Source organism: Stenotrophomonas sp. BIO128-Bstrain (assembly GCF_030128875.1).
In the GTDB taxonomy this organism is placed as follows: Bacteria; Pseudomonadota; Gammaproteobacteria; order Xanthomonadales; family Xanthomonadaceae; genus Stenotrophomonas; species Stenotrophomonas bentonitica_A.
In genome coordinates, this window is the sequence record NZ_CP124620.1 from 1,375,104 (window position 1) to 1,390,682 (window position 15,579).

The 15,579-nt window shown below is 69.1% G+C and carries 11 protein-coding genes; 8 read left to right on the forward strand and 3 right to left on the reverse strand.

The annotated features are described in order from the left end of the window. Positions 1 to 31 precede the first annotated feature (31 nt). The gene (locus POS15_RS06180) at positions 32 to 4,783 is read left to right on the forward strand and encodes an ATP-dependent helicase (RefSeq protein ID WP_046273570.1); all 4,752 of its coding nucleotides are present in this window, start codon (positions 32 to 34) and stop codon (positions 4,781 to 4,783) included. 32 nt (positions 4,784 to 4,815) lie between these two features. Here POS15_RS06180 and POS15_RS06185 read toward each other — a convergent pair whose 3' ends face one another. Beyond that, positions 4,816 to 5,973, reverse strand: coding sequence for an alkene reductase (locus POS15_RS06185; protein ID WP_284129215.1), 1,158 nt, complete (start codon positions 5,971 to 5,973; stop codon positions 4,816 to 4,818). Between the two features lie 148 nt (positions 5,974 to 6,121). Here POS15_RS06185 and POS15_RS06190 point away from each other — a divergent pair, with 148 nt between their 5' ends. The 6 genes from POS15_RS06190 to POS15_RS06215 all read left to right on the forward strand — a co-directional run bounded on the left by POS15_RS06190 (position 6,122) and on the right by POS15_RS06215 (position 12,363). Further along, positions 6,122 to 7,051, forward strand: a complete 930-nt coding sequence (locus tag POS15_RS06190) for a LysR family transcriptional regulator (RefSeq protein WP_284129216.1) — start codon at positions 6,122 to 6,124, stop codon at positions 7,049 to 7,051. Between the two features lie 72 nt (positions 7,052 to 7,123). Further along, a complete protein-coding gene (locus tag POS15_RS06195) occupies positions 7,124 to 7,540 on the forward strand; it encodes a DUF2231 domain-containing protein (protein ID WP_019184657.1) in 417 nt (138 codons plus the stop codon). Beyond that, the gene (locus tag POS15_RS06200; protein WP_019184656.1) at positions 7,537 to 8,853 is read left to right on the forward strand and encodes a sorbosone dehydrogenase family protein; all 1,317 of its coding nucleotides are present in this window, start codon (positions 7,537 to 7,539) and stop codon (positions 8,851 to 8,853) included. The genes POS15_RS06195 and POS15_RS06200 overlap by 4 nt, the downstream gene beginning before the upstream one ends. 114 nt (positions 8,854 to 8,967) lie before the next feature. Beyond that, a complete protein-coding gene (locus POS15_RS06205; protein WP_284129217.1) occupies positions 8,968 to 11,508 on the forward strand; it encodes a heavy metal translocating P-type ATPase in 2,541 nt (846 codons plus the stop codon). Beyond that, positions 11,505 to 12,005, forward strand: coding sequence for a Cu(I)-responsive transcriptional regulator (gene cueR / locus POS15_RS06210; RefSeq protein WP_284129218.1), 501 nt, complete (start codon positions 11,505 to 11,507; stop codon positions 12,003 to 12,005). Before POS15_RS06205 ends, cueR begins: the two co-directional genes overlap by 4 nt. A gap of 163 nt (positions 12,006 to 12,168) precedes the next feature. Beyond that, complete coding sequence (locus POS15_RS06215) at positions 12,169 to 12,363, forward strand: heavy-metal-associated domain-containing protein (RefSeq protein ID WP_284129219.1); 195 nt, start codon at positions 12,169 to 12,171, stop codon at positions 12,361 to 12,363. A 110-nt stretch (positions 12,364 to 12,473) separates the two neighbouring features. On the opposite strand, the gene POS15_RS06220 is transcribed toward POS15_RS06215, so the two are convergent. Next, complete coding sequence (locus POS15_RS06220) at positions 12,474 to 13,163, reverse strand: type 1 glutamine amidotransferase domain-containing protein (protein ID WP_284129220.1); 690 nt, start codon at positions 13,161 to 13,163, stop codon at positions 12,474 to 12,476. Between the two features lie 95 nt (positions 13,164 to 13,258). After that, complete coding sequence (locus POS15_RS06225) at positions 13,259 to 13,858, reverse strand: TetR/AcrR family transcriptional regulator (protein ID WP_019184651.1); 600 nt, start codon at positions 13,856 to 13,858, stop codon at positions 13,259 to 13,261. 204 nt (positions 13,859 to 14,062) lie between these two features. On the opposite strand from POS15_RS06225, the gene POS15_RS06230 reads away from it, so the two are divergent. Next, entirely contained in the window at positions 14,063 to 15,565 is a 1,503-nt protein-coding gene (locus POS15_RS06230; RefSeq protein ID WP_284129221.1) for an efflux transporter outer membrane subunit, read from the forward strand. Positions 15,566 to 15,579: the final 14 nt, after the last annotated feature.

The following is a 15,579-nucleotide window of genomic DNA, read 5'->3' on the forward strand; positions in this document are numbered from 1 at the left end:
GCCACGAGCGCTCGCCTGGTCTCGTTGTTGCATGCCCACCCCGAACGCTTCCCCCACCGGTTCGCTGGCCACCTTCACCCCGGCCACGCGCGCCTGGTTCATCGCGGCGTTCACCGCGCCCACGCCGGCGCAGGCGCATGCCTGGGCTGCGATCGGCGCCGGCGAGCACACGCTGGTGATCGCGCCGACCGGTTCGGGCAAGACGCTGGCGGCGTTCCTGCACGCGATCGACCAGTTGTTCCGCAGCGGCGAGCCATCCAGCGTTCCGCCCTCCGATCCAGCGCCGCCGAAGAAGCGCGGCACCCGCGTACTGTACCTCTCGCCGATCAAGGCGCTCGGCGCCGACGTGCAGCGCAACCTGCAGATTCCCTTGCAGGGGGTCAGCGCCGAGCGTGAGCGGCGCGGCGATCCGGCGGTCAACCTGTCCGTGGCGATCCGCACCGGGGATACCACGGCCGCGGAGCGGGCGCGGCTGGTCCGGCGCCCGCCCGACATCCTGATCACCACGCCCGAATCGTTGTTCCTGATGTTGACCTCGCAGGCGCGCGAGACGCTGCGCGACGTGCATACCGTGATCATCGATGAAATCCATGCGGTGGCCGGCAGCAAGCGCGGCACCCATCTGGCGCTGAGCCTGGAGCGGCTGGAGTCCCTGCTGGCGGTGCCCGCGCAGCGCATCGGGCTGTCGGCCACGGTGCGGCCGGTCGAAGAAGTCGCGCGGTTCCTCGGGGGCGACCGCCCCGTCAGCGTAATCCATCCACCGTCGCAACGGGCGCTGGACGTGCGCATCGTCGTGCCGGTGGAGGACATGGCCGACCTGCCGCCACATCCGGGCGCGTCCGACAGCGCTGCATCCTCCGGGCGGCTGGGGTCGATCTGGCCGCACGTGGAGGCCAGCATTCTCGACCAGGTGCTGGCCCGGCGCTCCACCATCGTGTTCGCCAACGCGCGCGGGGTGGCCGAGAAGCTGACGGCGCGGCTCAACGAGCTGTACGCCGAGCGCCTCGCGCAGCGGCCAACGCAGGCTCCGGCGGCAGAGCACCATGGTTCCTTCACTGGCGGCACCGCCGCGCGCTCGGCCGGGGCAGAGCCGCTGATCGCACGTTCACACCATGGCTCGGTGTCCAAAGAGCAGCGCCGCGAGATCGAACAGGCGCTCAAATCCGGTGAGCTGCGCTGCGTGGTCGCCACCTCCAGCCTGGAGCTGGGGATCGACATGGGCCTGGTCGATCTGGTCATCCAGGTCGCAGCGCCGCCTTCGGTGGCCAGTGCACTGCAGCGGGTCGGGCGCGCCAGCCACCAGGTGGGCGGCATCTCCACCGGCCTGGTCTACCCACGCACCCGCCGCGATCTGATCGATGCGACGGTCGCGGTGGAGCGCATGCTCGCCGGCGATATCGAGGCGATCGACCCTCCGCGCAATCCGCTGGACGTGCTGGCCCAGCAGACCGTGGCCGCCGCGGCGATGGATACGCTGCAGGTGGAGGCGTGGTTTACCTGTGTGCGTCGCGCGGCGCCGTACCGGTCGCTGCCGCGCAGCGCCTTCGATGCCACGCTGGACATGCTGGCCGGGCGCTACCCGTCCGATGATTTCGCCGGGTTCCGCCCACGGCTGGTCTGGAACCGTGACACCGGTGAGCTGAGCGCCCGGCCCGGATCGAAGCAGTTGGCCGTCACCAGCGGCGGCACCATTCCCGACCGCGGCATGTTCAGCGTGATGCTGCCGGAGGGCGAGGAACGCGCGGGCTCGCGCCGGGTCGGCGAGCTGGACGAGGAAATGGTCCATGAGTCGCGCGTCAATGACGTGATCACGCTCGGCGCGACGTCGTGGCGCATCGAACAGATCACCCATGACCAGGTGGTGGTGACCCCGGCACCGGGCCGCTCGGCGCGGCTGCCGTTCTGGCGGGGCGAAGGCGTGGGGCGCCCCGCCGAGCTGGGCGAAGCGGTCGGTGCCTTCATCGGGGCGCTGGAAGGCGCGGTCGGCGAGGGCGACGTTTCCCCCGCGCTGCGGGCGCGGCTGCAGGCCGATGGGTTGGCCGACAACGCGGTCGCCAACATCGTCGGCCTGCTGGGCGAACAACGTGAGGCCACCGGCCTGCTACCCACTGATCGCACGCTGGTGGTGGAACGTTGCCGCGACGAATCCGGCGACTGGCGGTTGATGCTGCATTCTCCGTATGGCCGGCGCGTGCATGACCCGTGGGCGCTGGCGATGGCCGCGCGCATCCGCGAGCGCTGGGGCATCGATCCCGCGGTGGTGGCCAGTGATGACGGCATCATCGCGCGGCTGCCCGACGCAGCCGGCCGCCTGCCCGGGGCGGAGCTGTTCCTGTTCGAGCCGGAGCGGCTGCGCAGCGAGGTGACCCGTGCGGTGGGCGGCTCGGCCTTGTTCGCCGCCCGCTTCCGCGAATGCGCGGCGCGCGCGCTGTTGTTGCCGCGGCGCACGCCGGGCCGCCGCTCCCCGCTGTGGCAGCAGCGCCTGCGCGCGGGCGAGCTGCTCGGGATCGCGCAGGGCTACCCCGAATTTCCGATCCTGATCGAAACCGCGCGCGAATGCCTGCAGGACGTCTACGATCTGGACGCACTGGATGGGTTGATGCAGCGGCTGGCCGATGGGCGCGTGGCGATGGCCGAGGTCACCACCGAGGTGCCGTCACCGTTCGCGGCGAACCTGCTGTTCGGCTATGTCGCCGAGTTCATGTACGGCACCGACGTGCCGCTGGCCGAGCGCCGCGCGTCGGTGCTCTCGCTCGACAGCAGCCTGCTGGGGGATCTGCTCGGCCAGGTCGATCTGGGCGAACTGCTCGATCCCACCGTGGTCGACGCGATGGGCGAGGCGCTGCAGCGGCGCGCGCCGGATCGCCGCGCCAAGGGCAAGGAGGGCGTTGCCGATCTGCTGCGCGAGCTGGGCCCGCTCACGGCGGCTGCGCTGGCCGCGCGCCTCATCGACGCCGAGCCGCTGCCGCTGCTCCAGGCATTGGAGCAGGAGCGCCGCGCGATCCGGATTCCGATCGCCGGTGTCGAACACTGGGCCGCCATCGAAGATGCCGCACGCCTGCGCGACGCACTCGGTGTCGCTGTGGCGGCGGACCTGCCCGACGCATTCCTGCAGCCGGCTGCCGATCCGTTGGGCGAGTTGCTGGCGCGCTATGCCCGCAGCCATCCGCCGTTCACCACCGCCGACGCAGCAGCGGCGTTCGGGCTGGGCGTGGCCGTGGCCGATGCCGCGCTGACCCGGCTGGAGATGCAGGGCAAGCTGCTGAAGGGCACGTTCGGCGTGGTCCGGTGGCAGTCGGAGGGTGCCGGCGCGATGCCGTCACCGGTGCCATTGGCCCGTCACGAATGGGTGAGCGAGGACGTGTTCCGGCGGTTGCGGGTGCGCTCGCTGCAGGCCGCGCGCGAGGCTACCCGGCCGGTGCCCCGCGAGGCTTACGCGTTGCTGGTGCTGGAACGGCATGGCCTGATCGCCGATGCCGCCCAGGCCGCCCGTGGCATGCAGACCCCGGCCCGCAGTGCGCTGGAGGGCATCGACGGCGTGGCACGGGTCGTGGAACTGCTGGCCGGCGTGCCGCTGCCCGCCTCGGTATGGGAGCAGCAGGTATTGCCCGCGCGGGTGGTGGACTACGCGCCCGGACTGCTGGACGAACTGCTCGCGACCGGCACGGTGCTGTGGTCGGGCCATGGCCGCATCGGCGAGGACGACGGCCTGGTCGCGCTGCACCTGCAGGAACTGGCCGCCGAGACCCTGCCGGCACTCCCGCCCAACGCGGAGCTCTCCGCGTTGCAGACCGGCATCCTGCAGGTGCTGGCCGACGGTGGTGCGTACTTCGCACGGCAACTGGCCGCGGCCGTGCGCAGCCAGTGGGAGCAGGCCGGCACGGCCAGCCCGGAGATCACCCCGGACCAGCTGCAGAGCGCCCTGTGGGACCTGGCCTGGTCAGGCCAGGTGACCACCGACCTGTGGGCGCCGCTGCGCGCGCTGTCCGGCACGCGCCCGCCGCGCCCCCGCGTGGCCAGAACGTCGCGGCGCAGCCGCGGTTTCCGCGGCATTCCGATGCACGATATACCCCCCGTCAGTGAAGGTTCGCCGCCGGGCACCGCCAGCTTCGCGGCGCCGACGCTGGCCGGTCGCTGGTCGCTGCTGCAACGGGAGGCGGTGAGTGACACCGTGCGTGCGGTGGCCCTGGCCGAGGGCCTGCTGGATCGCCACGGCATCGTGACCCGTGGCGCGGCCGTCGCGGAAGGGATTGCCGGCGGCTTCCCGGCGTTGCAGCAGGTCTATCGTGGGATGGAGGACACCGGCCGCGTGCTGCGCGGGCGTTTCGTGGAGGGGCTGGGCGGGGCGCAGTTCGCTGACCGCCTGCTGGTGGACCGCCTGCGCGGGATTGCCGAAGCGCTGCGGCCGGGGGCTGCCGACATCGCGGTCGGCCTGTCCGCGGTGGACCCGGCCAATCCGTTCGGTACGGTGCTGCCGTGGCCAGCGCATCGCACGGGGCAGCGTCCGATGCGGCGGGCTGGCGCGTTCGTGGTGATCGGCGGTGGGCGCCTGCTGATGTATCTGGCCCAGGGGGGGCGCAACCTGCAGGTGTATGTCGAGGCGGATGATCCGTCGCTTGGCGCGGCCTCGCAGGCACTGGCCAGTGCGCTCAGGCGTGGCCGGCGCAGTTCCTTCACCCTGGAGCTGATCAACGACGCGGTGGTGAAGCGCGACGCCTTGATGGATGCCCTGCGTGCCGCGGGTTTTTCCAGTGCGCCCAAGGGCGTGAGCTGGGAAGGATAAGGAAAAGGGCCGGCATTGCCGGCCCCGTTCGATCAAGCGGCCTGCGATGTCGCGTGCCCGCGCGCGGGAACGTACGCCGGGTAGTCGATGTAGCCGGTCGCGCCGCCACCGTAGAAGGTGGCGCGATCGGCAGGCGCCAGCGGCCAGCCATGCTGCAGGCGCGCCACCAGATCCGGATTGCTGATGAAGGCGGCGCCGAACGCGGCCAGGTCGATCATGCCTGCCGCGATCAACTGCTCGGCGCGCTCGCGGGTCATCCCGCCGGCGAGGATGAGTGCGGTCCCGGGCAGATGCGGCTTGAGCGTGCGCAGCAGGCCACTGAAGCCCGAATCGCCCGCGCCATCGACCGACTTCTGGCCGACCTTGAAACCGGACTGGTCCATCAGGTGCACATACGCCAGGCCGCGCTGCCCGATGGCCTGGATCAGGGCGGTGTAGGTCGCGTCGATCTCCGGGTACAGCGGCATGTCGAACAGCTGGCCATAGGGCGACAGACGGATCGCGGTGCGCGACGCGCCGATGCGCGCGACCACCGCGTCGATCACCTCCAGCGTGAAGCGCAGGCGGTTGTCGAGCGTCTGCGGGCCATATGCGTCGGTGCGATCATTCACCCGCGGGTTGATGAACTGCTCATGCAGGTAGCCGTTGGCGCCGTGGATCTCCACGCCGTCGAAGCCGGCCTCGATGGCATTGGCGGCCGCCTGTGCGAAGTCGGCCACGATGCGCGGGATCTCATCGGTCTGAAGCTGGCGTGGCGCCGGAGAGGCGACCAGCGCGGGCGTGCCGGTGTCGTCATAGCCGAACGCCTGCGCGCCGACCGGCAGCTTCGAACTGGCGCTGACCGGGCGCGCAGCGTCGGCCTGGATGGTCGGGTGGGAGACGCGGCCCACATGCCAGAGCTGCGCGAACATGCGGCTGCCCAGGGCGTGGACCGAATCGGTGGTCAGGCGCCAGCCGGCGATCTGCTCGGCGGTGAAAATGCCCGGGTTGAACAGATAGCCCTGGCCTTCGCGGGAAATGGGCGTGCCTTCGCTGACGATCAGGCCGGCGGTGGCGCGCTGGGCGTAATACAGCGCGGTGCGCTCGTCGGCGGCGTCATGCGGGGCACGGGCGCGTGTCAGCGGGGCCATGACCACACGGTTGCGCAACGGCACGCCGGCGAGGTCGAAGGTGTCGAACAGAGAACTCATGGTGGGTCCGGGAGAGGGGATGGGGGAGGGCATGGCGGGAACGCCAGACGCCTGACGTCATCCTAGGGGCGTGCGATATCCGTCACAATCGGGCCATCGGGCAAATAACTATTGCTGGAATCGCAATTCAGATGCCGAGGCCTTCCCCATGCAGCTCAAAGCGCTCCGCTATTTCCTTACCGTCGCCGCCACCGGCAGCTTCCTAGCCACGGCGCGGCACTACCGCGTTCCGGCCTCGTCGGTCTCGCGCTTCATCGCCGCGCTTGAGCAGGATGTGGGGCAGCAGCTGTTCTACCGCAGCACGCGCGCGGTGCGGCTGACCGAGGCCGGCGAGCAGTTCCACCTGCAGGTGCGCGATGCCGTGGATCTGCTGGATGAAGCGGTCGAACAGCTGGAAGGCCGCGACGCGGAACTGCGCGGCCTCATCCGCATCAATGCGCCCGAATCGCTGGGGCGGCTGCACATCGCGCATATCGTCAACACGCTGCAGGCCAGGTATCCCGAGCTGATCGTGGAACTCACGCTCACCGACACGCTGATCGACCCGGTGCAGGAGGGCGTGGACATCACCATCCGGGTCGGGCCGCTGGTGGACTCCGGGCTGATCGGCAAAGTCATCGCCCCGCACCGGAACATCCTCGCCGCCAGCCCGGCCTATCTGGCCGCGCATGGCACGCCGCAGCGCCCCGAGGATCTGCTGCAGCATCAGTGCCTGGTCTACAAGGGACAGCTGGGCATCCAGAAGTGGTACTTCCGCGCTACGCCGGACGCACCGTTCAAGGCCTTGAACGTGACCGGACCGCTGCGCAGCAACAATGCCGAAGCGCTGCTGGCCGCGGCCATCGCCGGGCGCGGTGTGGTGCTGTTCCCGACCTGGCTGTTCAACGCGGAAACCCTCCAGGGCGGCGGCATGGTCAAGCTGCTCGGCGAGTGGGAGTTTTCCCCGCAGTCCGAGCGCGTGCACCTGCAGCTGCTCTCACCGGAAAACAAGCTGCGCTCGCGCAAGGTCCGCGAGGTCTCGGCGTTCCTGACCGATGCGATCGGCTCGCCGCCGTATTGGGACCTGGCCGATACCTGAGCCATCGGCACCCCCATCACGCCGGGGGTGGCAGGATCGGGAGAGATTCGCCCCCCTCACCAGGAGACCATCATGGCTTCGACCGTTGTCCTGACCCGATCATGGGTCATCCATCCGTTCCACGCCGCTGTACTGGGCGGCGTGCTGCCGTTGTTCCTCGGCGCGCTGCTGGCGGACTATGCGTATTGGAGTTCGTACGAGATCCAGTGGGCCAACTTCGCGTCCTGGCTGCTGATCGGGGCAATGGTGATGACCACGCTGGCGCTGCTGTGCGGGATCGTCGGGCTGGTCCGTGGCAGTCGCAACCTCGCTTACGTGGTGATTCTCGCCGTGATATGGGGCGTGGGCTTCATCAACTGCCTGCACCATGCGCGCGACGCGTGGGCGGTGATGCCGGCGGGCCTGGTGCTCTCGGTGATCCTGACCGTGCTGGCGCTGATCGCCACCTGGGTGGGACTGTCCAGCCTGCGCGTGGGAGGTGTGCGATGAGCCGCCAGACGACGCTCCGCATTCTCTCGGTCTCCGCGCTTGCGGTCGCCCTGGCTGCCTGCAGCGGCAAGGCGCCGGAGCTGGAACAGTATGGCGGCAACCCGGAGATGCCCAAGCCGCATCGCGGGCTGATGCCGGACATGACCATCGCCAAGCCGGCGCAATGGGGTGACATGCTCCCCACCGTGCCCAAGGGCTACCGCATCTCGGCGATCGCCACCGATCTGGCCATTCCGCGGCAGACCCTGGTGCTGCCCAACGGCGACATTCTCGTGGCCGAAGGCCGCGGCGGCAGCGCGCCGAACCTCAAGCCGAAGGATGTCATCGCCGGCAAGATCAAGGCCAAGGGCAATACCGCGGTCAAGAGCGGCAACCGCCTGACCCTGCTGCGCGACGCCGATGGCGATGGCGTCTACGAATTGAAAACGGTGTTCGCCGACAAGCTCAACGCGCCGTACGGCCTGGCGATGATCGGCAATGCGATCTTTGTTGCCAACCAGGACGCGGTGGTGCGCTTTGACTACCAGGAAGGGCAGACCAAGGCGAGTGGCGCACCGGTCAAGCTCACCGACCTGCCCGCGGCGATCAACCATCACTGGACCAAGGCGATGACCGCCAGCGCCGATGGCCGTTATCTGTACGTGGGCATCGGCTCCAACAGCAACATCACCGAACGTGGCATGGCGGTGGAGATAGACCGCGCGCGGATCTGGCAGATCGATGCGGTCACCGGCGCGCACAAGGATTACGCCACCGGCATCCGCAATCCCACTGCGTTGGCGATCCAGCCGGACACGGGCACGTTGTGGGCGGTGGTCAACGAACGTGACGAGATCGGCCCCAACCTGGTGCCCGATTACCTCACCTCGGTGAAGGAGGGCGGCTTCTATGGGTGGCCCTACAGCTACTGGGGCAAGAACGTGGACCGCCGGGTGATGCCGCAGAACCCGGAGAAGGTCGCCTCGGCGATCGCACCGGATTATGCGCTGGGTTCGCACGTGGCCGCGCTGGGCGTGGCCTTCTCGTCCCCGGTGATGGGCACGCAGTTCGCCGAGGGTGTCTTCGTCGGCGAGCATGGCAGCTGGAACCGCAATCCGCCGGTGGGCTACAAGGTCGTGTTCGTGCCCTTCAGCAATGGCCGCCCGGCCGGCGAACCGATCGATTTCGTGAGCGGCTTCTTCGGCGAAGACGGCAAGACCCGTGGCCGTCCGGTGGGCGTCACCGTCGATCCGCGCGGCGCGCTGATCGTCGCCGACGATCTCTCCAACACCATCTGGCGGGTTACCGCCGACGGCACCCCGGCTCAGCCGTAAGGCGCTTCAACGGGGACGGAGGGTATAGCCACCTCCGTCCCCGTTATCCGATGCTTGACCTTCCCATGATGGGAATCTTTAGGGTGGCAGGTAACCTCACCCCAAGGACTGCCCATGTCTTCTCTAATCTCCCGGTCCGGCGCGCCGAACAGCCGCCTGAGTCTGCCCATCGAGGGTATGACCTGCGCCTCCTGCGTGGGCCGGGTGGAGCGTGCGCTGACCGCCGTCCCCGGCGTGCAGACCGCCGCGGTCAACCTCGCCACGGAGCGGGCCGATCTCAGCTTCATCGGTGCGCCCGACCCGCAGGCAGCGGTGCGCGCCATCGAACGCGCGGGCTACAGCGTCCGCGAAGACACCACCGAGCTGAGCATCGAGGGGATGACCTGTGCGTCCTGCGTCGGTCGCGTGGAACGCAGTCTTGCGCAGCTGCCGGGCGTGATCGCGGCCAGCGTCAACCTGGCCACCGAGCGGGCGCAGGTGCGGCATCTGGGCGGCACGGTGTCCGTGGCCGATCTTCAGGCCGCCGTCGAGAGCGCCGGCTACACCGCGCGGCCGGTCAGTGTGAGCACGGCCGCAACCGGTGACCAGGAGGAGCAACGCCGCGAAGGCGAAGCACGCGCGCTGCGCCGTTCGCTGCTGCTGGCGGCGGTGCTGACCCTGCCGGTCTTCATCCTGGAAATGGGCTCGCACCTCGTCCCGGCCATGCATCACTGGGTAGTGCACACCGTGGGGTTGCAGACCAGCTGGTACCTGCAGTTCGCGCTGGCCACGCTGGTGCTGTTCGGGCCGGGCCTGCGCTTCTTCCGAAAGGGCGTGCCGGCACTGCTGCGCGGCGCCCCCGATATGAACTCGCTGGTGTCGCTGGGCACGGCAGCGGCGTACGGCTATTCCGTGGTCGCGACCTTCGCACCGGGCGCACTCCCGCCGGGAACCGCGAATGTCTACTTCGAGGCGGCCGTGGTGATCGTGACCCTGATCCTGCTCGGCCGCACGCTGGAGGCGCGGGCCAAGGGCCGTACCTCGCAGGCGATCAAGCGCCTGGTCGGGTTGCAGGCGCGGACCGCGCGCGTGCAGCGCGGTGGGGAGACCGTCGAAGTGCCGCTTGAACAGGTCACGCTGGACGACATCGTGCTGGTCCGCCCGGGCGAGAAGGTGCCGGTCGATGGCGAGGTGGTGGAGGGTGCCTCCTATGTCGACGAAAGCATGATCACCGGTGAGCCGGTACCGGTGGCCAAGGCCGTGGGCGCGGAGGTGGTGGGCGGTACGCTCAACACCACCGGTGCCTTCAGTTTCCGCGTCACCAAGGTGGGCGGGGACACGGTGCTGGCGCAGATCATCCGTCTGGTCGAGCAGGCGCAGGGCTCCAAGCTGCCGATCCAGGCGCTGGTCGACAAGGTCACCATGTGGTTCGTGCCGGCGGTGATGGCCGCCGCCGCGCTCACCTTCCTGATCTGGCTGGTGTTCGGCCCCACGCCGGCGCTGACCTTTGCACTGGTCAACGCCGTGGCGGTGCTGATCATTGCCTGCCCCTGCGCGATGGGCCTGGCCACCCCGACCTCGATCATGGTCGGCACGGGCCGCGCGGCGGAGCTGGGGATCCTGTTCCGCAAGGGCGAAGCGCTGCAGGCATTGCGCGATGTGAGCGTGATCGCGCTGGACAAGACCGGCACGCTGACCAGGGGCCGTCCCGAACTGACCGACCTGGAGCCGGCCGACGGTTTCCAGGCCGATGAAGTGCTGGCGCTGGTCGCTGCGGTGGAAACCCGCTCGGAGCATCCCATCGCCGAGGCCATCGTGGCTGCCGCCAGAACGCGTGGGCTTGCACTGGCGACCCTCGAGCGCTTCGAGGCGGTGCCCGGCTTCGGTGTGTCCGCGCAGGTCGGTGGCCGCACCGTAGCCGTGGGCGCGGACCGCTACATGACCCGGCTCGGCCTGGACGTGACCGCTTTCCAGCCCACCGCGCAGCGGCTGGGCGAGCAGGGCAGGAGCCCGCTGTATGCCGCCATCGACGGTCGCCTGGCGGCGGTGATCGCGGTGGCAGACCCCATCAAGGAAAGCACGCCCGCGGCTATCCAGGCGCTGCACGCACTGGGCCTGAAGGTGGCGATGATCACCGGTGACAACGCGGCCACGGCGGCAGCGATCGCGCGCCAGCTCGGCATCGATGAAGTGGCGGCTGAAGTGCTGCCGGATGGCAAGGTGGCTGCGCTCAAGCGCTTCCGCGCGGGCGGCGCCAGGGTGGCGTTCGTCGGGGACGGCATCAACGACGCACCGGCGCTGGCCGAGGCCGATGTCGGGCTGGCGATCGGCACCGGCACGGACGTGGCGATCGAAGCCGCCGATGTGGTGCTGATGTCCGGCGACCTGCGTGGCGTGCCCAACGCGATCGCGCTGAGCCAGGCGACGATCCGCAACATCAAGCAGAACCTGTTCTGGGCCTTCGCCTACAACGCGGTGCTGATTCCGGTCGCGGCGGGCCTGCTGTACCCGCTGAACGGCACGCTGCTTTCGCCGGTCTTCGCCGCCGCGGCGATGGCGTTGTCCAGTGTGTTCGTGCTCGGCAACGCGCTGCGGCTCAAGCGCTTCCATGCACCGATGCAGGCCGATACGCTGGGTACCGGCGTGGAGGAAGGCGCGATGAGGACCGTACGATGAATATTGGTGAAGCCGCGACGTTCTCGGGTGTCTCGGCGAAGATGATCCGCTACTACGAACAGATCGGCCTGATTCCCCCGGCCGCGCGCTCGGAGGCGGGCTACCGGCATTATAGCCCGCAGGACGCGCACAGCCTGCGTTTCATCCGGCGTGCGCGCGACCTCGGTTTTTCCGTCGAGCAGATCGGCGAACTGCTGGTGCTGTGGCAGGACCGCGAGCGTGCCAGCGCTGACGTCAAGGCGGTGGCGCTGTCCCATGTGGATGGGCTGAAGGCGAAGATCGCCGAGCTGCAGGCCATGGTGCAGACGCTGGAGCACCTGGCCGCGCATTGCCACGGCAATGACCGGCCGGACTGCCCGATCATCGCGGACCTGGCGCAGCCGGCTGCGGCGCCGGTGGAGACCGCAGCGGCCAGGAAGCCTCGCAAGACGCCGCTGTTCGGCGCCGATACGCCGGTGTCTTCGCGCGGACGTCTGTCCCGCAAGCCACGGTCCTGATCGACCGGGCCGCGTCCATGCCCCGCACCGGGCGTGGACGCATCTGCTCCCGCGCGGCGGATAACGCGGGCATGAATAACCGGCGACGCTCCACGACAATCGCTTGACCTTGCCACGTTGTCATCCCTGACAGTGGGCTTACACCCACGACGGCGAGGTCGCCATGCATCGTTTCATCATCCCCACCATGACCTGCGGCGGCTGTGCCCGTTCGGTCACCAAGGCCCTTCAGGGCGTCGATCCAGACGCGCGGATCGAGACCGATCCGCCCGCACGCGAAGTGCGTGTCGAGAGCGCCCACGGGCCGGAGGCGTTTGTTGCGGCCTTGGCCGAAGCCGGGTTCCCCGCCTCGCCGTAAAGGGGAGGCCCGCATCCTGGAGGACAACACGTGTGCATGAGACATCTGTTGCCGCTGCTGCCGTCCTTGGCAGCGTGGGACATCGCGCAACCTGCGCCCGTCGCCCGTGATCAGGCAGCGGCGGAAGCCACCGACCGCAGCAGCACCGCGGCCGTCTCCGCCGAGGAGGCCGGATTCTGGCCAGTGATCAGCAAGCCATCGGTGACCACGTACGAGCCCCAGTCCGGTCCCTTGGAATAGTGGCCGCCCGCTGCCTTGAGCATGTCTTCCACCAGGAAGGGCACCACCTCGGTCAGGCCGACGCCGGCTTCTTCGGTATTGGTGAAACCGGTGACCTTCCTGCCCTGGACCAGCGGGGTACCTTCGGCAGTCTTGACGTCACGCAGTACGCCCGGCGCATGGCAGACCAGGGCCACCGGCTTGCCGGCAGCGATGAAGGCTTCGATCAGCGCAACGGAATGGCGGTCTTCGGCCAGGTCCCAGAGCGGGCCGTGGCCGCCGGGATAGAACACGGTATCGAAGTCCGCCTGCGAGACGCTGTCCAGGCGCACGGTGTTGGCCAGCTGTGCATTGGCATCCACGTCCGCCTCGAAACGGCGGGTGGCGTCGGTCTTGAAGTCGGGTTCGTTGCTCTTGGGATCCAGCGGCGGCTGGCCGCCCTTGGGCGAGGCCAGCACGATCTCGGCGCCTGCATCCTTGAAGGTGTAATAGGGCGCGGCCAGCTCTTCCAGCCAGAAGCCGGTCTTCTTGCCGGTATTGCCGAGTTCGTCGTGGGACGTCAATACGATGAGGACTTTCATGGGTGATACTCCTGTGGGCGCTTGATTAGACTGGTCGTCTAGTGATGGGGCCGAGAAAGACACGCCGATGCCGGCGTGTGTGAGACATCCCTTTGTCAGGGGGCGGTATGCAGCAGGCGGCTGGTCAACGCCACGGCGTCCTGGAAGGGGCGGGCCGTGCGCGCGATCTTGACCATGATGCTGGTGCCCAGCCACAGCTGGTACAGGCGCCGCGCCACCGCATCGGGCGGGTCCTGGATCGTCACCGATCCGTCGGCGACGCCTGCATCAAGCGCCCGCGCCAGACGATCAGTGATCCCGGTGGTGCCGCGCTGCAGGGCGGCCCGCATGGGCTCGGACAGGTCGGCGACTTCCGCACCGAGCTTCACCGCCAGGCACTTGCCCTGGCAATCCTCGAACGACTGGCTGTCCTGCCATGCAGCGAAATACGCCTCCAGCTGCTCGGCCTTGGTCTGCCCGGGCTGCCGGAAGATGCGGTCCATGTCGGCGAGATAGGCGGTGAAGTAGTCCTCCAGCAGCGCCTCGCCGAACGCCTCCTTGGAAGCGAAGTAGTGGTAGAACGAGCCCTTGGGGACGCCCGCCGCCGCGAGCACTTCATTGAGGCCGACGGCGGAGAAGCCTTTGGCGCCCATGATCCGCTGGCCGGTGGCCAGGATCGTGTCGCGGACGGGGGAGGTGGCGGAGGCGGAGGTCATGGGAGGAACTGTACGCCTGATTAGACCGGTCGTCTAGTGTCGGGTGAGGCGACGCCCGTCTTGCGCGGAACGGTAGAAATACTGAGATCCAACCTTCCCGTCCGGGCGCATGATGCGCGGAAGGCCGGGGCACCCGGGGGATGCAAGGTGCACGCGCCTGAGGATCGTTTGATCCGCCATCCCCTCCAGACACAGGGTGCCGCCATGACGTGCCCGCAGTCAGTGATCTCTCCGCGCGCGGCATCGGCTGCACGGACGGTCTGCGTCCGGCTGCGTGTACGGTCTGCCCCCGGTGTCTGCGGCGCGGCGCTGCTCGGTGTGCTGGCCACGAGCGGATGCATGTCCACGCCTGCCTATGTGCGGCCCACCGTGGAGGTGCCTGCCGCGTATCGGCTGCCCGGGATCGCAACGGCACCGGCGGACGGCCCTTCGCTCGACGCACTGGCCCCTTGGTGGCAGGGCTTCGGCGATGCGAAGCTTGATGCGCTCGTCGACGAAGCGCTGCGCGCCAATCACGATCTGGGCATCGCGGTGGCGCGGGTGGACGAGTTCGCCGCCCGGGTCGCGGCTGCCCGGGCGGCCGCGTTGCCGCAGCTGGACTACGGCGTCAGCTCGGGCCGTCAACGGGCGCAGGGGATCGGTCCATCCGGCACGCACGCGGTGGGCCTGTTCGCCAGTTGGGAGCTCGATCTCTGGGGTCGCCTGCGCAGCGAACAGGACGCCGCACGTGCCGAGTTGATGGCCAGCGAACAGGCGCGGCGGGGCGTGGCGTTGAGCGTGGTCGTCGCGGTGGTGGCCGGCTACATCACCCTGCTCGATCTGGATCGACGCCTGGAGATCGCCAACGCCACCGTGGCCGGCCGCCGCGAGAGCGTGGCGCTCTTCCAGCTGCGCCTGGACGGCGGCGCACTGTCCGAGTTCGAAATGCTGCAGGTCAGCGCCGAGTACGAAAGCGCCGTGGCGGCCGTGCCGGAACTGCAGCAGGCGCTGGCCGAGCAGGAGAACGCGTTGTCGGTCCTGGTCGGACGCAATCCCGGCCCGATCGCGCGTGGCGGCACCCTGCAGACCCTGCAGCCGCCGGTGCCGCCGGCAGGGCTACCCTCCGATCTGCTCGCGCGGCGACCGGACATCCTGCAGAGCGAGCAGCAGCTGGTGGCTGCGCATGCGCGTATCCAGGTGGCCCGGGCGTTGTATTTTCCGTCCCTGTCACTGACCGGGCAGGGCGGCCATGCCAGTGCGGCGCTGGATGATCTGTTCAGTGGTCCGTCGCGGACGTGGTCCTTCGTTGGCCAGCTGCTGGGGCCGATCTTCGCCGGCGGTGCCATCGATGCGACAAACAGACAGGCGCAGGCCCGCAACGTGCAGGCGGTGCTGGACTACCAGCGCACGATCCAGAACGCGTTCCGTGACGTCGACGACGCCCTGGCCGCCATCCAGTCGAAGACCGACCTGGTGGCGTCGCTGGAACGGCGGGTGGGCGCATTGCGACGTGCGGTTGCCCTGGCCGGAGAGCGGTATGACAACGGCTACGCGGATTACCTGGAGGTGCTTGATACCGAACGCGGGCTGTTCTCCGCGGAGCTGGCGCTGAGCAGCGCACGCGGTGACCGATACCGGGCAAGCGTCGCGTTGTATCAGGCCCTGGGCGGGGAGGGATGGACCTGGCAGATGGCCAGCCGGGCGCAAGTTTCCGGCCAGCCGCGCTGACACCTTCGACACAC